The sequence below is a fragment of the Segatella copri genome, from assembly GCF_009494395.1.
Taxonomy (GTDB): domain Bacteria; phylum Bacteroidota; class Bacteroidia; order Bacteroidales; family Bacteroidaceae; genus Prevotella.
This window is the reverse complement of sequence record NZ_VZCB01000079.1, coordinates 16989-38715: the sequence shown is the minus strand read 5'-3', so window position 1 is coordinate 38715 and position 21727 is coordinate 16989. Positions and strand designations below refer to the sequence as shown.

General features: G+C 44.1%; 24 protein-coding genes, 1 tRNA gene and 1 pseudogene. 21 read left to right on the top strand and 5 right to left on the bottom strand.

The window, feature by feature from the left end; translation table 11 throughout:
• Nucleotides 1-161: 161 nt before the first annotated feature.
• The 10 genes from F7D73_RS09785 (at nucleotide 162) to F7D73_RS09740 (ending at nucleotide 4654) form a co-directional block, all read left to right on the top strand.
• Entirely contained in the window at nucleotides 162-509 is a 348-nt protein-coding gene (locus tag F7D73_RS09785) for a hypothetical protein (protein ID WP_153124297.1), read from the top strand.
• 7 nt (nucleotides 510-516) lie between these two features.
• A complete protein-coding gene (locus F7D73_RS09780) occupies nucleotides 517-936 on the top strand; it encodes a hypothetical protein (protein WP_153124296.1) in 420 nt (139 codons plus the stop codon).
• Nucleotides 933-1253, top strand: a complete 321-nt coding sequence (locus F7D73_RS09775) for a hypothetical protein (protein ID WP_153124294.1) — start codon at nucleotides 933-935, stop codon at nucleotides 1251-1253. Before F7D73_RS09780 ends, F7D73_RS09775 begins: the two co-directional genes overlap by 4 nt.
• Before the next feature lie 15 nt (nucleotides 1254-1268).
• A complete protein-coding gene (locus F7D73_RS09770) occupies nucleotides 1269-1595 on the top strand; it encodes a hypothetical protein (RefSeq protein ID WP_194256891.1) in 327 nt (108 codons plus the stop codon).
• Nucleotides 1578-1691 (top strand) — tRNA-Ser (locus tag F7D73_RS09765). The genes F7D73_RS09770 and F7D73_RS09765 overlap by 18 nt, the downstream gene beginning before the upstream one ends.
• Before the next feature lie 82 nt (nucleotides 1692-1773).
• Nucleotides 1774-2436: a MotA/TolQ/ExbB proton channel family protein gene (locus tag F7D73_RS09760; protein ID WP_194256902.1), complete on the top strand. Its 663-nt coding sequence runs from the start codon at nucleotides 1774-1776 to the stop codon at nucleotides 2434-2436.
• A gap of 12 nt (nucleotides 2437-2448) precedes the next feature.
• Nucleotides 2449-2949 carry a hypothetical protein gene (locus tag F7D73_RS09755; RefSeq protein ID WP_153124290.1) on the top strand — a complete coding sequence of 167 codons (501 nt, stop codon included), beginning with the start codon at nucleotides 2449-2451 and terminating at the stop codon, nucleotides 2947-2949.
• Nucleotides 2950-2997: 48 nt separating this feature from the next.
• Nucleotides 2998-3579 carry an ExbD/TolR family protein gene (locus F7D73_RS09750; RefSeq protein WP_153124288.1) on the top strand — a complete coding sequence of 194 codons (582 nt, stop codon included), beginning with the start codon at nucleotides 2998-3000 and terminating at the stop codon, nucleotides 3577-3579.
• The gene (locus F7D73_RS09745) at nucleotides 3576-4040 is read left to right on the top strand and encodes an ExbD/TolR family protein (RefSeq protein ID WP_153124286.1); all 465 of its coding nucleotides are present in this window, start codon (nucleotides 3576-3578) and stop codon (nucleotides 4038-4040) included. The genes F7D73_RS09750 and F7D73_RS09745 overlap by 4 nt, the downstream gene beginning before the upstream one ends.
• A 104-nt stretch (nucleotides 4041-4144) precedes the next feature.
• Nucleotides 4145-4654 (top strand): Lrp/AsnC family transcriptional regulator, encoded by a 510-nt coding sequence (locus F7D73_RS09740; protein ID WP_153124283.1) that lies wholly within the window; start codon nucleotides 4145-4147, stop codon nucleotides 4652-4654.
• 3 nt (nucleotides 4655-4657) lie between these two features.
• On the opposite strand, the gene F7D73_RS09735 is transcribed toward F7D73_RS09740, so the two are convergent.
• Together F7D73_RS09735 and F7D73_RS09730 are read right to left on the bottom strand one after the other, a co-directional pair.
• Nucleotides 4658-5182 (bottom strand): dihydrofolate reductase, encoded by a 525-nt coding sequence (locus F7D73_RS09735; protein ID WP_153124281.1) that lies wholly within the window; start codon nucleotides 5180-5182, stop codon nucleotides 4658-4660.
• A gap of 24 nt (nucleotides 5183-5206) precedes the next feature.
• A complete protein-coding gene (locus F7D73_RS09730; RefSeq protein ID WP_153124279.1) occupies nucleotides 5207-6634 on the bottom strand; it encodes a methyltransferase RsmF C-terminal domain-like protein in 1428 nt (475 codons plus the stop codon).
• Between the two features lie 137 nt (nucleotides 6635-6771).
• Between F7D73_RS09730 and F7D73_RS09725 the strand changes: the two genes are divergently transcribed.
• The 11 genes and pseudogenes from F7D73_RS09725 to F7D73_RS09675 all read left to right on the top strand — a co-directional run bounded on the left by F7D73_RS09725 (nucleotide 6772) and on the right by F7D73_RS09675 (nucleotide 16120).
• Nucleotides 6772-7488, top strand: coding sequence for a DUF6249 domain-containing protein (locus tag F7D73_RS09725; RefSeq protein WP_153124277.1), 717 nt, complete (start codon nucleotides 6772-6774; stop codon nucleotides 7486-7488).
• Between the two features lie 33 nt (nucleotides 7489-7521).
• Complete coding sequence (locus F7D73_RS09720; RefSeq protein WP_295420322.1) at nucleotides 7522-8061, top strand: RNA polymerase sigma factor; 540 nt, start codon at nucleotides 7522-7524, stop codon at nucleotides 8059-8061.
• Complete coding sequence (locus tag F7D73_RS09715; RefSeq protein WP_194256890.1) at nucleotides 8051-8491, top strand: DUF5056 domain-containing protein; 441 nt, start codon at nucleotides 8051-8053, stop codon at nucleotides 8489-8491. Before F7D73_RS09720 ends, F7D73_RS09715 begins: the two co-directional genes overlap by 11 nt.
• Before the next feature lie 349 nt (nucleotides 8492-8840).
• Nucleotides 8841-9038: pseudogene (locus F7D73_RS09710) on the top strand (Arm DNA-binding domain-containing protein); the annotation flags it as partial.
• 396 nt (nucleotides 9039-9434) lie between these two features.
• Nucleotides 9435-9848: a hypothetical protein gene (locus F7D73_RS09705; RefSeq protein WP_153124274.1), complete on the top strand. Its 414-nt coding sequence runs from the start codon at nucleotides 9435-9437 to the stop codon at nucleotides 9846-9848.
• 13 nt (nucleotides 9849-9861) lie between these two features.
• A complete protein-coding gene (locus F7D73_RS09700) occupies nucleotides 9862-10773 on the top strand; it encodes a helix-turn-helix transcriptional regulator (RefSeq protein WP_153124272.1) in 912 nt (303 codons plus the stop codon).
• Nucleotides 10774-10786: 13 nt separating this feature from the next.
• A complete protein-coding gene (locus F7D73_RS09695) occupies nucleotides 10787-11851 on the top strand; it encodes a hypothetical protein (RefSeq protein ID WP_153124269.1) in 1065 nt (354 codons plus the stop codon).
• Between the two features lie 18 nt (nucleotides 11852-11869).
• Nucleotides 11870-12706 carry a hypothetical protein gene (locus tag F7D73_RS09690; protein ID WP_153124267.1) on the top strand — a complete coding sequence of 279 codons (837 nt, stop codon included), beginning with the start codon at nucleotides 11870-11872 and terminating at the stop codon, nucleotides 12704-12706.
• Nucleotides 12707-13228, top strand: coding sequence for an HAD domain-containing protein (locus tag F7D73_RS09685; protein ID WP_119229034.1), 522 nt, complete (start codon nucleotides 12707-12709; stop codon nucleotides 13226-13228).
• Between the two features lie 98 nt (nucleotides 13229-13326).
• Nucleotides 13327-15369: a hypothetical protein gene (locus tag F7D73_RS09680; RefSeq protein ID WP_153124265.1), complete on the top strand. Its 2043-nt coding sequence runs from the start codon at nucleotides 13327-13329 to the stop codon at nucleotides 15367-15369.
• Between the two features lie 229 nt (nucleotides 15370-15598).
• Complete coding sequence (locus F7D73_RS09675; protein WP_153124263.1) at nucleotides 15599-16120, top strand: hypothetical protein; 522 nt, start codon at nucleotides 15599-15601, stop codon at nucleotides 16118-16120.
• A gap of 99 nt (nucleotides 16121-16219) precedes the next feature.
• Here the strand turns inward: F7D73_RS09675 and F7D73_RS09670 are convergent, their stop codons facing one another.
• From F7D73_RS09670 to F7D73_RS09660, 3 genes are all read right to left on the bottom strand, one after another.
• The gene (locus tag F7D73_RS09670; protein ID WP_153124261.1) at nucleotides 16220-16549 is read right to left on the bottom strand and encodes a helix-turn-helix transcriptional regulator; all 330 of its coding nucleotides are present in this window, start codon (nucleotides 16547-16549) and stop codon (nucleotides 16220-16222) included.
• Nucleotides 16550-17332: 783 nt separating this feature from the next.
• Nucleotides 17333-19408, bottom strand: coding sequence for an OmpA family protein (locus tag F7D73_RS09665; protein ID WP_153124259.1), 2076 nt, complete (start codon nucleotides 19406-19408; stop codon nucleotides 17333-17335).
• A 21-nt stretch (nucleotides 19409-19429) separates the two neighbouring features.
• Nucleotides 19430-21610 (bottom strand): DNA topoisomerase 3, encoded by a 2181-nt coding sequence (locus tag F7D73_RS09660; protein WP_153124257.1) that lies wholly within the window; start codon nucleotides 21608-21610, stop codon nucleotides 19430-19432.
• Nucleotides 21611-21727 lie beyond the last annotated feature (117 nt).

Sequence of the window (21727 nt, the reverse complement as noted above, 5' to 3'; positions counted from 1 at the left end):
TTTGTGCGTTGTAACGTTATTGCTAACGTTTTTCGGGTGCAAAGATAAACAATTCTATTGGTATTACCAAGAAAAATGTTGGTTTTCTTTGTTAATAAAACTTAATGCAAACAAAAGTGTTGGTTATGGACGGAAAGTCAGTAAAAGAAAAACTTCGCAGCTTGGGGGTTAATCTTGCCGAGCTTGCTACAAAATTAGGGTATGACAATGATCAGCGTCTTCATTCTCAATTGAAGGCTGCTGACGTTAAGAGTGGATTGCTTGAAGACGTCGCTCGTGCCATAGGCTGCGATGTGTCTCTCTTCTATGGTGGCTCATCCATTCCTGGCTCTAATGACGCCAATGCAGGAGGTGGAACTGCTGTTGCTGGTGTCGGGAACAATGTGAATAATTCAGATGCTCTTCTTCGTGCCTTCGACGAACTTGCGGCTCAGCGTCGTTTAACGGAAAAGGCACAGGCGCAAGTGGACGAGCTTCTATCTCTTGTGAAGGTGTTGTCTAATAAATGAGTTGCTTATGCTGTTTGATGCAGAAATGGCTCTTTATGACCAAATGATAAAGGAAGCGCAGGAAGGTTTGGCTCGCCTTCGTGAGGAAAATCGCAAATTTGATGAGGCGTTCTCGGTTGCGATGGGTTTTCAAAACAAAGGTATTTCGTTTGAAAAAATGAAGGACTTTCCTGCTGCTGTGTCTGCTTATGAACAATGCGTTGCCTATGGGGAGGCTTCTCCTTTGCTCCGTATAAATTCCTACCTCTATTCTATAGAGCGTCTTGCAGTCCTTTATCGGAAATTGAAACGCTATGATGATGAGGTTCGTGTTGTAAAGTTGGGGCTTTCTCATCGGTTTGATGGGTGTTGCTATGACTCTCCTTTCGTTCGCCTGGAGAACAGGCTGGCAAAGGCTGAGCTGCTAAATAAAAAAGGTAAATTATGAAAAAGGTCTTATTTGTGCTGTTTGTCTTTTCCTCGCTTTGGTCTTGCACCTCCAGGAACTCCGAGGAGGCTATTCGCCAGAAGTGGATTGAAAAGCAGATGGCTCGTGAATATAAGGATGCGGAGCTTGATAGCCTTGCGCTTATTGCGACAGGGCAGGATGGTGATCCGTCGTTGGTAAGCCCTCGCTATAATGCGTTGTCTGTCCTTCGTTCTGAACTTCCCGAAAAGAAGGAGGTTTGGGATAAAGTAGAAAAGGCTATCTATGCTGGTGATGTCTATGGCGACGATGAAGATGAGGGTGATGTTTTTGAATGATTAAATGTTTGGGTTATGCAAAGTGTTGAATCTGTCAAGGTCGCCTGTCGGTTCTTCCTGGCTCTTCGTCTGCTGAAGGAGCAGCGTGTGATTCGTGGAAAGAAAACCTTCACCGACCGCTATGGTATTAATCGGTGGAACATGAACAGCTGCGAGAAGGATCCGTCTCGTGATTTGTTCCAGCTGTCCTGGCTCACCTATCTGGTTCGTGATTATGGCGTTTCCGCTCGCTGGCTCCTCCTTGGTGAGGGTGCTTTCCTGGAGCGTGATTGCGTATCTGCGAGTGTTAAAAACGGGGCTTGCGTGCAAAATGCGTGCAGTTCTGGAAGGGCTGTTTTGTAAAGTGTTGAAAAATAAACGATTACGGATTGAGGGTTCACGCCTGGAAAGCGTGTATTCCCCTAAAGGGAATCGGGGGTTCGAATCCCCCTCTTTCCGCTTTTATATATATAATAAGGTATATATGATTATGAAGAAAAATACATCTATTGCGCGTTTCGCAATATTAGTTTTCACAGCAATGTGTTCTCTGCCTATGATGGCACAGGAGGAGAACATGGGATTTCATCAAGCTCTTAAAACGAAATTCATTGAGGGTAACGCTGGCTTTATGTCGCTCGTTGCCATCGCACTCATCGTGGGATTGGCTTTCTGTATCGAGCGAATCATCTATCTCAGTCTTTCTGAAATCAATGCCAAGAAGTTGATGCAGGACATTGACCAGAAGGTGACTGCGGGAGATGTGGAAGGGGCTAAGGACCTCTGTCGCAATACCCGTGGACCTGTGGCTTCTATCTGCTTTCAGGGATTGATGCATATTGATGAGAAGCTGGATGATATTGAGCGCTCCGTGAGCGGTTATGGCACGGTGCAGGCGGCTAATCTCGAGAAGGGATGCTCCTGGATCAAGCTCTTCATTGCCATGGCTCCATCTCTTGGATTCCTGGGAACGGTGATTGGTATGGTGATGGCGTTCGATCAGATTCAGCAGGCGGGAGACATCAGCCCTACCATCGTGGCATCGGGTATGAAGGTAGCGCTGATTACTACTATCTTCGGTATCATCGTAGCCTTGATTCTCATGGTCTTCTATAACTACATCCTTTCGAAGGTGGAGCATCTTACTAGCCAGATGGAGGAATCGGCTGTAACTTTAATGGATATTATTGCCAAGAATAAATAAACGAATAGAGAAATGTTCAAAGTTCAAAGTAACAAGTCATCGGAGAATATCTCTCAGCGCATTTTCTATCTTTTGATAGGCTTGGCGGTGCTAGTATTCGGATTGTTCTTTCTGGTGGGCTATGATATGCCTTTCGTAGAGAACCCAGACTTCAATGCGCCTCTGTTTACGGATGTGCTCATCGTCCTGATGTGGCTATTTCTGCTTGGAGGAGTGGGCTTGGCAGTCTATTCGATGATTAAGGGTTATCGCACAACGAAATCGGAGGCAGTGGTGAATGGAGTGCCCGTGCGCCGCATCTTCCGCATCACATGGCTTTCCCTGCTGGCAATCCTGGTTGTTACCTTCCTGTTGGGAGGTTCCGACCCGATGCTCATCAATGGTGAAAACTATGCCGACTGGATTTGGCTCAAACTCTCTGACATGTTTGTCGTCACATCGCTTCTGATGCTGCTGGCAGGCATCGGTGCCGTCTGCTTTGGCGGAACCCGATATATCAGAAAGAAGAAGTAATTGACTGATAATTGATAAAGATTTTAGGTTCTATAAGACAAAAGCAAAATGCTGATAAGAAGGAAAAGTCATGAAACCCCGGGGTTGAATACCACTTCCACAGCCGACATTTCGTTTATGCTGCTGATATTCTTCCTTGTCACCACATCGATGGATGTGGATAAGGGATTATTGCGCCAACTTCCTTCACCGGAACCTCAGAAAAAGGAACGGCAGGAGTCGGTGGTTGACAAGAATAACCTGATGGCCATTCATCTGACTGCGGGCGATACCTTGCTGGTAAACGACAAGCCGATGAAGGTGGCTCTGCTCAAGGAAGAAACCGTCCGCTTTGTGCATCGCCTGGGGAAGAAGCATCTCATCTCTATCGAGAGCGACCGTGATGCAGATTACAATCTCTATTTTCAGATGCAAAACCAGCTGATGGAGGCTTATGACCAGCTGCGTAATGAAGCAGCTCAGAAGAAATATCATAGAAACTATGCTCTGCTGACCAATGAGCAGAAGGAAAAGATACGTAAAATCAGTCCTCAGCGTATCACGGAGTCGTATGCCAACGCTATGACTCAACAGGATAAGAGCATCGACGCCCATGCTGAGGAGCAGGAGGAGAAAGGAGGTAAACCATGATTCGTTTCTGCAAGAAATCGCACGATGTGCCTGAACTGAATACATCATCTCTGCCAGACCTGATATTCTCCGTACTCTTCTTCTTCATGATTGTTACCCACATGCGTCAGGTGACCCTGAAGGTGGAATGCAGAGTGCCACAGGGCAAGAATCTGACCCGATTGACCAAAAAGTCGGCAGTAAGCCATATCTATATCGGCAAACCAACCAAGGATTTGCAGGGTAAATATGGCAAGGAAACGCAGATTCAGCTGAATGACAAGCTGGCTACTGCCCCGGAGGTGATGGACTATATGGCAGCAGAGAAGAAGCGCATGTCGGCAGAAGACCAGCGGTTGATGACTGTTTCCATCAAGGCAGATAAGGATACCAAGATGGGAGTCATCACAGATGTGAAGCAGGCTTTGAGACAGGCAAAAGCCATCAAAATCAGCTATTCTGCTGTTGAAAAAGGTCAATAATGCGACCTGAAAGGAAAAATAATATTAATTTATTATTTTTTTATTCAGAAAAGTTGCTGTTATTAAAATTTTGTACTATCTTTGCAAGCAAATTAACAGAAGATATGGCAAAACAAATATTAGATTCATTAGACAGGCAGATTTTGAAGTTGATTTCTCAAGATGCCCGTATTCCATTTTTGGAAGTAGCACGCGCTTGCAATGTGAGCGGTGCAGCTATTCATCAGCGTGTAGCTAAACTGTCAAACCTAGGCATTATCAAGGGTTCGCAGTTTATTATAGATCCGGAAAAGATTGGTTATGAAACCTGTGCTTACATGGGATTGTACCTGAAGGAACCTGAGAAGTTCGACCAAGTGGTAGAAGAACTCAAGAAGATTCCTGAGGTGGTAGAATGTCATTATACGACAGGTGGCTTTGATATGTTTATCAAGATTTATGCCATCAACAACCACCATCTCCTGGAAATCATTCATGATAAGTTGCAGCCTCTGGGCTTGTCTCGCAGTGAGACTATCATCTCATTCAATGCGGCTATCAACCGTCAGCTTTCTATGGCAGATATCCAGAGATTTGATGATGTTGTGGAGGAAGAGGCAACAGAAGAAGAATAATTTTTATTGCTTTCTATAGAGTGTGAGGAATGTGAACGATAAGTCGTTTTCATTCCTCATTTCCTTTTCTGCTACTTCCCATTCTTTTGGATTGATGGCTGGAAAGAAAGTATCGGCATGTGACGGTTCCTGGTTTACAAGAGTGAGATAGAGCTTGTCTGCAAGTGGAAGGGCTTGGGAATAAATGCTCTCACCGCCAATGATAAAGCATTCTTTATCTATGACGGTATTATTTCTTTCTGCTTTCTCTTTTCCTTTTTCATTTGTGACAGCAGCCAGCGCTTCCTCCAAAGATGCGTAAACCTCGCAGTTCGGCAGTTCTTTCCTGCTCCTGGAAACTACGATGTTACGGCGGTGGGGGAGTGCACCGTTAGGAAGTGATTCATAGGTCTTTCTGCCCATGATGATGACATGTCCGGTAGTTAACTCGCGAAAGCGGGTCATATCGGATTGAATATGATAGAGCAACCGGTTCTGATAGCCGATTGCTCTATTTGCTTTGGATATGCAGGCGATGATGCTGAGCATAATCTGATACTTATTAATTGTTGTTTATAAATCGTTGATTATTAATTGCTCTTCAGGAATATGGGTACTCTTGATCTTCCATTCTTGTGGATAGAGGTTGTTGGCACGATTTCCGATGTTCTTTTCCCATCCCAGAGGCATTTGGCGGTACGTAACCAGCACATAGCCCTTAGGGGTTTCTGCAGGGAGATTGACTGCCTCCTTGCGCAGGTAGCGGATGGCATCTTCGTACGACAGTTCTACTTGCGGAAAAACCTCTTTGTTGAGCATCACGGAGAGGGCGAGACTCTGGTCGGGAATGATGTCTTTCCCCTTGCTCGTTCCCAGTTTCACGCCGGCATGTATTACCTTCAGATTCCTGGCTGCCTCCTCATAGATGGCTTTCCATCGGCTTGGGATGGCATAGAAGTTGTCCTCTTCGGCTATCGTTTCATAGTCGGAAGACTTCAGCCAGTCTGTAGGAACCAGCTGACTCTTTCCCTTGTTTCCTCTGTTTTTTCCTTTCTCCTTGTTCTTGTCTTTCTTCTTCTTTTTGTCTTCTTTCTCCATTTCCGCTTCACCCTCTTTTCTGAGTGCTGCGAGGAAGATGCCTTCTCCACGGGTCTTGCCAGGGAGGAAACGATAGACTGGGATTTCTGTACCGATGAGATTGCCGGTGATGTTCCAGCTCTCATCAATGCCGGTTAAGGCAATTGGCTCTGCACCCAGTTCCTCACAAATCCAGGCGATGTTCTCCTCGTCTTCGTGGGCATTGAAGGTACAGGTGGAGTAGATGAGGATACCGCCCGGTTTCAGACAGTTCCAGATATCGCTCACGATTTCACGTTGCAGATGCCAGCAGTTGTCCACATTCTGCAGACTCCATTCTTCGATGGCACCATCGTCCTTGCGGAACATACCTTCGCCCGAACACGGCACATCTGTGAGGATGACGTCAAACTGAAGCTTCGACTTCTTGTAATCACGTGGGTAATTGTTGGTGACAATCATGTCGGGATGACCGAACTTCTGGATGTTCTCGGCAAGAATCTGCGAGCGGGTGCGCATCGGTTCGTTGCTGAAGAGCAGACTTCCTTCAGGCAATGCAGCACGAAGAGCAGTTGACTTTCCGCCTGGAGCAGCACAGAGATCGAGCATCATCACGGGTTCGTGAACGAGCTGGCGGATCACCAGGTCCACAAACATGGATGAAGCTTCCTGCACATAATACTTTCCGGCATGGAGCCAAGGGTCAAAGGTGAAGTTGGGACGTGAGGATAAATACCGTCCGGTAGAAGGACACCATGGAATCGGTTCGCCCGGCGCATCTTCTCCCTCCTTGCACTTGAAAGGATTGAGACGGATGCTGGTAGGAGCTTCTCCCTCGGTGATGCCCTGCTTCAGCTGCAGGAACAATTCTTCGCCCATCAACTCTTGTGTATATTTGATGAAATCTTCTGGTAATGTCTTCATTTTATGCGTATATTCTTTAATTTGTTTGCAAAAATAAGAAATTTTTCGTTTCTTTGCAACTAAATTGGCAACGGATGCGTCTAAGAGACAGAAAATTTAATAAATAACAAGGTAAAACAATAAAAATATTGATAGATATGAAGAAAGCGTTATTGACATTGGCGCTCATCATGAGCATCGGAGCTACACAGCTATCTTTGGCATCTTCAGCTCCCAAACACCGTTATCAACCTTCCACACAGCAGGTGGACAAGAAGACTCCTGCATCGGCTGATAAAACGGATGAAGGATTGGAGGCGTATTCTGATACGACCGATACGGATACGGCTGATTATAATGTTTACGATGACAGCAATGATAATGCCCGTGATTATCATTCCAAATACAGTCTGGAGAACTATGATGATCCTTTCGATTTCATCGGTTCGCTATTTGGTGGCGGGGCGTTGTTTGTTATCATCATCTTCTGTATCATCTTCGGTCTGCTGTTTGTCTTTGCTCCGCTGATCATCGTGTTTCTGATTATCAGATATCTGATTCGCCGCCACAACGACCGGATGAAGTTGGCGGAGATGGCGATGGAGAAGGGCATCAATGTTCCGGAAAGCGACCGTCCGATAGACAAGCAGAGTGATGAATATCTGGTGAAGCGGGGATTGAGAAATGCCTTTTTGGGAGCTGGCTTGTTCGCCATGTTCTCATGCTGGTATGTTTCCTTCCTGGCTGGTATCGGAGCCTTGATAGGCATCTATGGATTGGGACAGACCCTGATAGGCTCGCTTCCTGCCATCAAGGACTGGTGGAAAAACCGTCATGGCAATCAGGGCACAGGATATAATGGTACTCCGGTGTAAGAATCAAACAACAATTATTAGTTAATATATATAGTGGAAAAGTTATCCGATATTTCTCTCGTCACGAAGGTGGTGATACTTCACGACCGCAAGTCGTTCGACCTGCTGGTCAAGAAGTATCAATCACCCATTCGTGGGTTCTTCCTACGGCAGACGCTGGGGGATGCGCAGCTGAGTGACGACTTGGCGCAGGATACCTTTGTGAAGGCTTATACGCATCTGGCAAGCTTCAAGGGTACAGCCAACTTCTCCACTTGGCTTTATCGCATCGCCTATAATGTATGGTATGATTATACCCGCAGTCATAAGGAGACGCAAGACATTGATACGCCGGCAGTTTCCCGACAGAATGCGCAGGGAGGAAACAGCGGATTGAAGATGGATTTGATGAAAGCCTTACAGATATTGAGCGATAACGAACGGACATGCATCACGCTGCAGCTGATGGATGGACTCTCTATAGATAAGATTGCAGACGTGACGGGAATGGCACAAGGTACCATCAAGTCGCATCTCTCTCGTGGAAAACAGAAACTTGCAAGTTACTTAAAGCATAATGGTTATGACCGATAAGATAAATGATAAGATAAAAAGTCAGGATATGGAGCCGCTGAACGCCTCAGACGAGCAGTTCTTGCAGGCTTTCTTTGCTGATAATAGGATGGCAGGGATTCCTGATGACGGATTCTCTGACAGGGTGATGCAGGCTTTGCCGGATCTTGAGCAGGAGAAGGCATTGGCTAAGCGTCGTAGACTGGAGCATTTGTGGACGGCCGCCTGTGTGGCTGTCGGCGTGATTGCTGCTGTGGTTTGTCAGGGCTGGGAACAGATTCAGGGCTGGCTCTTCTCTATGAAGATAGATTTCCTGCTGTCCGGCTCCCGTGCTCTTACGCATGTGGCTGAGTCCATCGGTCATTCGCAGAATCTCTTGACTCTGCTGGCAGGCTTCGTTGTCCTCATCATGGTTTGGGGATATAACGAGCTGGCGGATGCCAGGGAATAGGAATATAGCCCTTTGGAGGAAGCTCTACTGCAGATTTGCAAAGCAATTATAGCATAATTTGGAAGTTTTAAACAAAAAGAACGCCTAAAAAGGCAAAAAATAGTAAAATAGAGCATTTGTTTTGAGTTTCAAGTGGTTGTGGCAGTCGTTGGCTTTAGTTGTCAGTGACAAGGAAATGAGAAAAAAGCAGATTGGAGAAACAGAAACGCTTTCAAATCATTACCTCGCAGAAACGCCCTAATAAGCATTTTTAACGGTGGCGGTTCAATCTTCTCCATTCTGCGTAGGTTTTGGTTTTGCCATGCAACTCTCATAGTTTAATTTTGCACCGAACAAAAAAGTAAGAATTATGAGATGCACTTTCAAGACAGTCTTCTATGTAAATGGAAGCAAGGAGAGAAACGGAAATGTCCCTATCATGGGACGAGTGACAATCAACGGAACTATCGCACAGTTCAGTTGCAAGCAGAGCGTTACCAAGGCTATCTGGGATGCCAAGGGCAACAGAGCCATAGGCAAGAGCAAGGAAGCCAAGGAGGTGAATTTATTGACAGCCATTGTCCTGCAACTCTACGGAGGAACAAATACTTTTAGCTAAGAATGGTCGCATCTTTGACGCTTCGGTTATTTGTGGTCGTATTGACTTATTGACGTACAGATTCACTGTCGTATGGAAGTACAGTTGCAATTTGATCAAGAAGTATCCATACAAAAAAATGTGTAAACATATATGCATTGATGTCATACATTCTTCCCAAAACATTGTGTCCATAAAGTCACAGCAAGGTATGTTTTGAGTAACTCAAAACCTTTTGGGTTACTCTCCAAGATTCTTGTCCTAATTTGGAAAATCTGCTTCGAAATCACTCATTTATTAAACATGTCATATAAATTGAGACACCTTAGCCGTAATTTTGCAGCCGAAATAAAAAATAATTGTATTATGACATTAAAAGAATTACTAGACTCGCTTTCGTTTGACGAAATTGCACCATACCTTATAAGGCATTATACATGCGATTATGCGCCAGGAGATTTGGTGCCTTATAAGCAGCATTTCGATTATCTTCGCAGTCTTACGCCAACCAACCGGGAGCTTATAGAAAACAAAAAAGTTCGAATATCCTTGGGCAAGCATAAACTGAACGCTTATCCTTTAGAAGGTGATGATTGGGAGGATAGTTTGGCAAAAGAACTTGTATTGGACAAAGATGTGAAGGCAAGCCATGCTGAAATCGCAGCTTGCTGCTTGTGGCATACATCATTTTGGGGCTACTTGCCCTACCAGCGTGAAGAAACCCTCAAAAAAAATGACTTCAAACACAATATTGAAGAGTATAGAACGTTTTCCATATAAAAAGATTCAAAATATGACTGCATTGGAGAAATATATTTGGATAGTAAGAACACTCTATAACAAAGGAGATAGAGGGTTGTCGCTGAAAGAACTCAACGACAAGTGGATACATGACGAGAACATCAGCAATGGAGAGCCTTTGCCACGGCAAACCTTCGACCGATGGAAAGGAAATATTCTGATGATACTCGGCGTGAACATAGAATGCCGGTTAAAAGGCGGTTACCGGTATTACATCTCCAATCCAGAATGTTTGAGTAAAGGTGGGCTCATCCGTTGGCTACTTGATACATATTCTACAGCAAATACCCTGTCGCAAAGCACTCAGTTGAAAGACAGAATTCTTGTTGAAGAAATACCATCCAACCGTAACTACTTGACAGACATCATAGAGGCGATGAAGAGTAATAAAGTGGTAACGTTGACGTACAAGAGTTTTATACATGGCTCCTCTCATACGTTTTCTGTAGAACCTTACTGCCTAAAGATGTTCCAAAAAAGATGGTATTTATTGGCGAAGAATCTCGTTGATAACAATCTGCGTATCTATGGGCTAGACCGTTTGGAAAATTTTGAGGAAACCCAAGAGCATTTCACGATGCCCAAGAATTTTGATGCAAACACCTATTTTTCCTCATTCTATGGAATAGTAACAGACGAGACCATTCCTATGCAACGCATTGTGGTTCGGGCCAACAAGCAACATCAGCATTATCTTCGTTCTCTACCATTGCATCCTACGCAGAAAGAGATATTCACCTGCAAGGACTACGCAGACTTCGAACTGACATTGCGACCTACCTATGATTTCATCATGGAACTGTTACATTTTGGAAATATGATAGAGGTATTGGAACCACAATCCCTACGACAGACCATGAAAGGTTGGGTAAGTGACTTGTGGGAGTTATATGAAAACGACTAACAAAATCTAGATTATGGAAAGATTTGATATTAACAAAGAGCTCAAAAACTTAGAAGGACTGTCTGTCAGAGCTAAATGCTCTGCATTGGATGACCTATGCTGTACACTAAGAGAAGCCATATCAGATATCAGTAATGCCAAAAATGAGATTTTGGAAGAATACGAGCGTTCTTGCCGAAAGAAATTCATCGATGAGATCAATTCGGAGATTAAAGCAAACTTCGATGGCAGAATACCCTACGTGGACAATTACGGATATCAAGTTAGCTACGATGGGATTACCACGTATATCAACTTCTCATGTATAGAAGGAGAATGGTATATCTATTTTACTATATTGGAAGGTAGCCTGAAGCCTGTAAAAGAACTTGTCAGAAAAATGGGAGGTGATTCCGAATCCCTGGAGCTACGTGTTTCAGAAGAAAACCTTGTTTGGAAATTCCTGTACGCTTTATACTCTACAGATGACTATACCCGAAAAGAAGTTATCTTCAAGTTCGGTGACCAGGCTAATACTGTCAATTCAGAAAACTGGAAAACAATACCATTAGAAACCATGGATTCAAGAACAGATTGGGTTGTAATTCTGACTGATGACGCAGAAGCTTATCTCAATGAAATAAATGCGATAGTTGCAAAAATGAAGCATCCCAAGACTTGCTTTGTGATAGATTTGCATCCATGTGCCAATTACAAGCATTTACAGAAACTATGGGACAATTATATCATGACAGACAAGGAATCTGTAGGAGTACTTCTTAATTTTATACATCATCACTTGGTGAATCCAAGTAGGATAACTTTCTTCATACAAGATTTCAGAGAATACAGCGTTCCATATCCACTTGTGAGAGCTGTCTCTACTGAAATCGGGAAGAAAGTCACAATTGATTCTAACGCAAAAGCTATATATTATGGTCTATGCTTCGAACTGAATTGTGAATTTGCAGATTCTTACATGAATACGTTTAATGAAAATTTAGACGAAATGGGTGAAGATATTGGTTTGCAGTGGTCTATCCAAAACTCTACAGACAATGTTGTAGAGGTTCTATACTTGTACGAACCAAAAGTTTAATTATAAAACATATTAATTATGAACAATTTAACAAAACAACTGGCTAACTTATATGAGCCAAAGTGGAAGGAATTGAAACAGCAGTTGGATGCTAAAGGCATCAAGGTGCAATCACCTTTTATGCTGGGTGTAGCATTGGAACGTAACAACCAAGGAGGTTATGTTGACGAGAGTTGGTGGACTGATGCCGACTTGAAAGTTATGGTATTCGGACAAGAAGCCCTCAATTGGCCCATACCTGTATCGGATGATGGAACTCAAATACAGTCGGACGATTTCGTAGAACTATACCAACGTTTCTATTCTGACAATTATAAAGGGCAATATTTCCTTACTGATTCTGACAATCACTTGGCTAAGAATAAGTTCTTCAGCATGGGATTCAATGGTATCATGTCGGGTATCAAAGACTTCGTTCTCGGCGAACAGTATTCCGACAAGAAAGTAGCATACCTTTGGAACAACATTTCAAAGTTGTCTGTAGGTGGACGCAAGGGTGTTGATTCTGGCATTCATGATTTGGAGATAGAATACTTCCATGTCATCCCTCAGGAGATAGAGATATTGAAGCCTGATGTTCTCATCTTCTTGACTGGTCCTGGCCAAAACACCTATTACAGCTACATCCAAGAGAACTTCAACGTAAAGGGTTCGCCAATTCCTTTGGCAGGAAATGATGTCAATGCAGTGGCAAAACTCGACATTGAAGGCGTCAGCCTTGCTTACAAGACTTACCATCCTACAGCAACCAAGGATGGAGATAGAGGCATCACAGATGCCGAGAAGTGGGAGTATTATCATGCCATTTTAGATGATATGAAGGAGCATCTCGATGATATTTTCAACAATAAATAGATGAATCATTCTAAGATTATATTTCTCGATTTTGATGGTGTTTTGAACACAGAACACCATCAAAGACAATTACTGTATGAAAGGAAAGCGTGGCAAGACAAATATGGAACTTGTTTTGACCCAGAAGCCGTGAAACAACTGCAAACCATAGTAGATATGACCCATGCGGACATCGTAATAGAATCCTCATGGAAATATCTCGGTTTGGAGGCAATGCAAGACATGTGGAAAGACAGACAATTGCCAGGAAAAGTAATAGGTATAACTCCGTCTGCTATCAGTGATAACATTTTGCTCTCGACAGACTTGGATGTGTTAGATTCTTCTATGCTTCATTGTAAAGGGGCGGAAATAGCTTCGTGGCTTCATGAGAATAATATGCAAGAGGTTCCGTATGTCATTATTGATGATGAGTATGTTATATTGGAATCTCAACTTCCTCATTTCATTTTAACCAATCCCTACGATGGTCTTATAGAAGAATTGGCAATGAGAGCCATTGGTATTCTGAATCGGCAATAAAAAGCAAAATAATTTAATCTTAGTCTCGACGTGTCATAATTTGTGGGACACCATAGCCATACCTTTGCACCCAATAGCGTAATTAAATTTTCAAAGATATGACTAATGATAAATCAAACAAAGAGTTGGATAAATCTACTTTGCGTATTACTCCATTCAATATGATACTTCGTCAGATTCTTGTTGTTAATGCTTACGGAGACAAAAGCCTTCGCGATGAAATACTCCTCCAAGATGAACTGTTCTACAACACCGTCAGTCAGTTGAACTTTTCAAAGGATTCAAGCGAAGTGAGACAACTGTTGTCCTATCTTCTCGAATCGACAGGAGAGCCTGATAGTTATCTGGTGGAGGAGATTCTGCTGGACTTTGTGATAGGAAAGGGATGCACAGAATGTTCAAGGACTGTCTGCGAAAACATCTTTGGCAAGCATCCTACGTTTGCCGACATGATGCGCCATCCTTGGTTTGAACACTTGATGAATCATTCTGCACAAACCGAACCCTACAATCCGCTTCCTCCATTTGTTCGCAATGACGCTTTCTACTGGCGTAATTTCCATTTTCCTCTGTTCTACCATCTTCAGGAAGGTAACAGTTTGGCTTTGGAAGTATTGGATTATCTTGCGACAAAAGGCGACATTCCTTCCATGGAACGTGTGTCACTTTACTACTTCGATAAATGTCAATTTTCCAAGGCGTTTCTTTTATTTAAAGCTTTGCATGAGAAAATGCAGACAACCGAATGGTATGATTGGTCGATTAAGCAAGAAATCACTAACAAACTCGCTCATCTATATACCTATGGATTAGGTGTAGAGCAAAATCTCGACAAAGGGGCTCAATACTACAAAGAGCTTGAAAATGGTTACTGCTGGGGAAACAGAGCCCAATACCAGTTGGGAAGAATGGCAGAGAAAAGGCATAACTATATAGAAGCGATGTGGTACTATAGGAAAAATATTGATAGCCGCGAGTATGGCAAGTACAGCTTCTACAGGAGAGATAAGCCGAAAGACTTGTTTCCACTTCGATTGGAGATTGCTTTTAGACAGATGAAGAAGAAGCTCAACCCTATAGTTGACTGTCTGACACTTGCGACTTGCCAAAAATGTAACAACATGGTTCTTCAGTTGAAGGTCATGATGAATGCAATAGTCACAATTGAATGGGGTGATGGTGAAACTGAATCAGTAAAATGGAAAGTGGATGACTGGGGACAGGTAAGACATTCATATCAATCGCCAGGCTATTACTGTATTACAATAAAAACAGACGAGGAGAACGTATTGACGGGATTCCATATTGTTTCTCACAAGGCAATATGCTCAATAGATGTTTCCGGCTGTAAGGGATTGACGCATCTATTGTGTCCAAATCAAATGTTGAAACAAATGTCTTTAAGCAAGACTGAATATCTCTCTGTGCTTGATGTACATGGAAATAGGCTGCAAAGAATCAACCTCAGAAAGAATCCGTTGCTTACAATCGTTGATTGTTCTAACAATCCGTTGCAAAAGATAGAAGCAGTGAAGCATCCTCCATTCAGTTTAATGTGCATAAGAAAAACAAGGCTGGGAACTAAAGCAAAAAGGAGATTTCATGAAATCGTTCGTTTGAATGCAGGTCGATTATTGAGTGAGGGCTTTGTTAACCAATTGACAGAGCCGCTTTTGCCTACGTTGCTGTTTTATATAAAGAACAGCACTTGGGAAGATGTCTTGGCATGCTTGCAACAGAAAAACGAAGATTCAAAGGTAAATAATAACTTCACGGTATTGCACAGAGTCTATGCCTTGCTTAAAGCATATCGTCACGTCACTCCGTGCCCATACAAAAATGGTTTTATGTGGGTGTCAGGAACATGGGTAGTTATTGCACATAAGTTTAAAACCAAAAGGACGGGGCAAATAGTAGAAAGTCAGGCTCCCGAAGAAGAGTTCTATTTGTATGAACGCCCTTGGAGTATGATTCTTGGAACACCAGTAAAAGCATGGGACAATCGCCTGCCTTTCATGATGCTTCCACAACATCAAAATGCCTACTATGCAGCCATGTGTTTATATAATATGGTGGACAATAACACTGAAATGAAGAAACATAAAATTCCTAAGATCGTTTATGGCAAAGAAACTTTCTAAAATCATCTTTCTTGACTTTGATGGTGTTCTGAATACAGAATACCATCAAAGACAATTACAGTTTGAAGGAAAAATATGGCAAGACAGGCACGGTGCAATGAGAGCCATTAACATATTGAATCAACAATAAAACTTTCAAGGAATTTTAATTTAGTTCTAACCTGTCATAAATAATGGGGCACCATAGCCATACCTTTGCACCCAATAGCGTAATTAAATTTTCAAAGATATGGCAAATGATAAGTTAAACAAAGAGTTGGTTTCTCATATGATGGACGATGCTGCATGGAAAGAACTCTCCAAAGACTTTCCATGGACAGAACTGTTGCTTGAGAAGTATATGAACTATGTGGACTGGAAAGAAATTTCAAGAAACTACAATGTAGTGTGGACCCAAAGCCTACTTGAAAAATTCAAGCACAAACTTGACTGGCACGAATTGACATCAAACAGTAGTACACTATTGTTTACAGAAGACAACATAGAGACATTTAAGGATTGTTGGGATTGGGAAGTGCTATCAGACAAGTCTTGTATCGACATGACCCACGAACTTTTAATCAAGTATGCTGACAGATGGAATTGGGCATACATAATAGATCGATATGGTGACGATTCTATTACCTACAATGAGGAATTTCTCGAAAAGTATGGTGAATATATCCCTGCCTCAGAGTTGGGTGGTTCTAAGCTGTGGGACAATATTATCGAACACCGCATAAAAGCGATCAAAAAGAAAATTCTGTCTTAAATTATTATTTTAGGTACCGATACACGACTATTGTCAAAGGAAAGCAATGCATATGGCTTTAGTTTCAAATACTCTAAAGCCACATGCATAGCTTTTTATCTACCATAATGCTACTTTTCCAGCAATCCCCAAATCAATGGTTGCATTTACCACACCAAGAGCTTTGAATACTCTTCGCATAGTAGGTATTGTTATACTATAACCTCTTTCCAAGCGAGAAATCTGCGCTCTTTTCACACCTATACGCTCACCAAGTTGTTCTTGTGTCAAGTTCTGTTCTATGCGAGCCTTCTTGATGGCTTCTCCCAAACGGTATGCATGCAATGCTTCATCCACATCACTTTCAAAAGCATCACGTTTTGGAGTGCCAACTTTCCCAAAGTGCTTGTCGAGCACATCGTCCAATGGGGTAAGATTCATTTGTGCCATACATTCTCAATTTGTTGCAAAGATACAACATTTCTCATTCCCAACTCACCGTTGCTCACCGATACTCACCGATTATCACTGATAAATATCAGGGCTAACTCCTGCTTGGTGTAACTTCGTAAATCCATTGACGTTGTTTTAATGTTGAGTGTCCAGAAAAACAATAAGTAATTCTCATGTAGAGAAATATCTATTAGGGTTATGCTCATAAGTATGATACTTAGCCATCGTAACCATGATACTTAGCTATCGTAACTATCTTGTTTATGTCAGGTGGTAACTAGGGTGAGTAGGAAATCGCTTTTTCTAGGAGTCTATATATATACTATATCTTTCCTATAGTAAACGAACCTATACATAAGGAAAGTCTTAGAAAGTACCCTCCCCTTACTTACCCTCCCCACCCCTGGAAGGGTAGGTCGGGGCGGTATCGTTTATACTATTATGTTGTTTGCAACGTTCTCTAAGTAAGAGTGAGGGTGAACACTTGGCGATGAAGTTGGTGAAGGGCATTTACTCAATGTCTCATGAGGCTGAACATCAGGCTGAATACTGAACTCTGAACACAGAAAATGGGGTAAAAACAGCGTTTAAGGGATGTTTTAAATCCTATATAACCCATTGATACATATTTCTTTATATTCTTTAGCATGCGCTGCTTATAAAAAGAGTGAAACGCTAAAGTTCAGCTTCAGCCAACGTTCTTGAAAGCTGCTGCGAAATTATGAAAAAAGGTTGAGACCGCCTTACTGTTGCTTGCAATGATGGAATTGTAGAATGTTGCTATTCCAAATCAAATTCGAAATCGAAGCCGTTGCCATTGGATTCTTCCTTCTTTGGTTTTGGTTTCGGAGGATTCTTCAGGTTGCCCTTCTCGTCAAACATATTGTATGTAGTGCGAAGTACGATGAACTCGGTGCGGCGGTTCAACTGATTGCAGATTTCCTGATGCTCCTTGCTCTGCTTGAGGATCAACTCCTGGGTGAGTTCGTCGCCCTCCTTGAGCCAAGGATATTTCTCGGTCAGTTTCTTGCGAACCTTCTTTGGTCGCTCCTTGCCATATCCCATTGGGGTAAGGCGCTCCTTCTCGATGCCATGGGCTATCAGGTAATCTACTACAGACTGGGCACGGCGCTGAGACAACCGCTTGTTGTATTCGGCATTTCCCTTGTAATCGCAATGGGCACTCAGCTCGATGGTTACGTTTGGATTCTCCTTCAGCAATCCCACGAGTTTATCAAGTGCCTTGGTGCTGGCTGATGTCAAGGTAGCCTTGTCAAACTCATAGAAGATGTTGTCGATGAGTACGGGGGCAGTGATGGAAGCCAATGGGAACTGGAGTACATACTCCTTGCTCTCCTGAGCCGTATCTACTCTCAATTCCTCCTTATGATTGAGGAATCCCTTGCAGGAAGCCATTACCAGATAATCTACCTTCGTGTTGATAACCATGGAGAAGGAACCATCGCTCTTCACCGGCAATTTCTTGTAGGTTCCGTCATTACCTACCACCATCACTTGGGCTGCTGGCAGTTCATAGCCGTCCATCTCGTAGATCCAACCCTTCATCGTGGTGACAATCTCCGGGTTCTCGAATGAATAGATGTGGTCATAGCCTCGTCCGTCCTTTCTGTTGGATGAGAAGAAACCACGGTTGTGTGGACCCTCGAATGTCATTCCGAAATCATCTGCTTCTGAATTGAGCGGATAACCCGGATGCTCCAACTTGTATCTGCGAGTCTTCTTGTCTACTTTGGCGATAAAAATGTCGAGACCGCCCATGCCTACATGACCATTGCTACTGAAGTAAAGGTCGCCATTGGGACGGAAGGTAGGGAACATCTCGTCGCCCGGTGTGTTGATGGGTTCACCGAGATTCTCTACACCGCCAAGACCGGCAGCCGTAAGACGGATACGCCAAATGTCAAGGCCGCCTACACCTCCCGGCATGTCTGATACGAAATAGAGCCATTCGCCATCGGGACTGATGGCTGGATGGGCATAGCTGCTCAGCGTATCTCTCGTTATTTGCAGTTGGGATGTCTTGCCCCAGGCTGCATCCGAGCGAGAGGAAGTTACTATCTGAGCATAGCGGGGAGAGGACGGGTCGGTGGTGCACTGGGTAAGATACATTTCCTTTCCGTCAGGAGTGAAGCAACAGGCTCCTTCGTCATAGGCGGTATTAAGTCCACCACCAATGGCTTCGGGTTTGCTCCATTTTCCCCTATCGTCTTTTTCTGACAAGAAGATGTCGCCGGCTTTGGTGCCGGTGATTCCACTGAGTTCATCACCTTCTGCCTCATTCCGGGTAGAGGTGAAATAGAGCTGGTCGTATTCATCGCCCAGGAGCATGGGTGAATAGTCGTCTCTTCTGGAGTTGAATACGTCCATCTTCTTTATTTTGTATCGGCTTCCTTCTTTCTTCCAGATGGGAGCCTTCTGTGCAGATTTCAATCCGTTTTTGGCAAGAACATTGTCGGGCATGGAATCTACGATTATTCTGAATTCTTTTTCTGCCTGTTTGTATTCTCCGTTTTTCAAGAGCATACGGGCGTAAGCCAGGCGGTCGTCCAATGATGCCTGGTTGTAACGGATGGCATTGCGATAAGCGGCAATTGCCTTCGGTGTAGAATTGATCTTCTCATAACAGCGAGCCATCTTCAAGGCAATCTTTCCTCGATTGTCTCTTTCCTTGGCTGGAGTTTTGGTATAAGCCTGCTTGAACTGGTCGGCAGCATCGTAGTATTCGCCCAGAGAAAGGAACTTCTCTCCCTTCTTCAGGTTCTTGTCAATGCCGCAGCTTATCAGAAGAAGGCAGCAGAGTGCTGTTATGATTTGATTGAATCTAATATACTTCATATTACCTCTATATTCGGGAATTTACATCTGCGAGAATGGCTGGCGATATTGACAGCCTGATTTCCAGTTGCTGCAACCATAGGCGGTCTTACCCTTGATGATAACGCCCTTTCCGCAGAGCGGACATGGCTTGCCTACCATTGGGTCGGCTGGAGCCTGTGATGTTGAAGCAGGCTGTGCTGCATCTTGAGTCGCTGCATCCTTTTTCTTTGCTTCTGTTTTCTCGGCTTCTGTTTTCTTTGTTTCTGGCTTCTTTGCCGCCGTTTTTTTCTTTGCTGGCTTTTTCTTGAGGTCTTCTTCCGTCATGATGGTTACTCTTCGGCTGCTGTTATCCGATAATACATCGATGACAATCTTGTTGATCTGCTCTTTCAAGCCGTTGATAAATTCTGCAGGGTCGTAGGTCTTGTGTTCGATGTCGCGGAGCTTCTTTTCCCAGATACCTGTCAGCTCACAGCTCTTCAGAAGTTCTTCATGAATGGTGTCGATGAGTTCGATACCTGTTGGAGTTGCCATCAGGTTCTTGCGCTGGCGACGGATGTAGTGGCGTTTGAAGAGGGTCTCGATGATGCCGGCACGGGAGGATGGACGGCCGATGCCGTTCTCCTTCAATGCTGCACGAAGTTCCTCGTCTTCCACGAATTTACCCGCTGTCTCCATCGCACGGAGCAGGGTTGCCTCGGTATAATACTTCGGCGGTGTGGTCCATTTCTCTGTCAGGGTAGGCTGATGCTCACCTGATTCGCCTTTCACGAAAGAGGGGAGGGTTCGCTCTTCTACCACTTCCTTCTTGGCGCCGTTTCCTGAGTCTGCATTTCCGTTGGCGTTATCTGAAGCATCGTCGTCATCGGCATTCTTCGCATCCTTGGCATAGACTACTCGCCAGCCCGGTTCGAGAATCTCCTTGCCGCTCACCTTGAACTCTATCTTTTCCGGTTTTGGACCATCTTCGTTGATTACTTCGCCCAATACGGTGGTGGTAGAGAATTTACAGTCCGGATAGAACACGCTGATGAAGCGCTTGGCGATGAGGTCATAGACATTCGCCTCCATATCGGTGAGTCCGGTTGGTGGAACTCCGGTAGGGATGATGGCGTGGTGGTCGGTTACCTTGCTGTTATCGAAAACCTTCTTGCTCTTAGGCAACTTCTTGCCGGTGGCTGCGAGCTGCTGGATGAGCGGCAGATATTTCTGCTGACTGGCTATCTTTGCCTGGCTCACTCCGTTCAGAATCTGCGGACATTTCGGATAGATATCATCTGTGAGAAACTGGGTATCTACACGAGGATAAGTGGTGTACTTCTTTTCGTAGAGACTCTGGATGAGCTTCAGCGTGATATCGGCAGAGTAGGCAAACTTCTTGTTGCAATCTACCTGCAGCGAGGTGAGGTCGTAGAGATGGGGTGGTGCCTCGTTTCCCTTCTTCTTGCTTACGTCGGTAACGGTGAAGGGTTTGCCGGCGATGGTACTGAATGCTTTCTCTCCTTCTTCCTTGCTGGTAAACTTGCCGCTGGTTGCCGTAAACTGGGTGTCGCGGTAGATGGTGGCGAGTACCCAGTAAGGTTCGGAAACGAAGTTGTCGATTTCCTTCTGGCGGTTTACGATCAGGGCAAGGGTAGGGGTCTGCACCCGACCGATGCTGAGCACCTGTCGGTTCTGACCGTATTTCAATGTATAAAGTCGGGTGGCGTTCATGCCGAGAATCCAGTCGCCGATGGCACGGGAAAGTCCGGCAAGATAGAGCGACTGATATTCCCCCTGGTCTTTCAGTTCCTGGAATCCCTGCTTGATGGCTTCATCGGTCATGGATGAAATCCACAGCCTCTTGACGGGGCATTTTGCCTGTGCCTTCTGCATCACCCATCTCTGGATGAGCTCTCCTTCCTGTCCGGCGTCACCGCAGTTGATGATGCTGTCGGCAGCCTGCATCAGTTTTTCGATGGTGGCAAACTGCTTCTTGATGCCTTCATCGTTGATGAGCTTGATACCGAAACGCTGTGGAATCATCGGCAACGCCGAAAGACTCCAATGCTTCCACATTGGAGTATAATCATCCGGTTCCTTCAGCTCACAAAGATGGCCGAAGGTCCATGTTACTTGGTAACCATTACCTTCCATATAACCGTCGCGTGCCGTGGTAGCCCCGATGATTCGGGCGATGTCCTTAGCCACGCTCGGTTTCTCTGCTATACAAACTATCATTCTTTATTCTAATTTCTCTTTGCAAAGGTACAATAAAATAATGAGATAGCCATCATTTCGGCTTCTTTTTCTCATGGCAGGGAATAAAAAAGCCCCGTAAGGCTTGGGCACAATCTA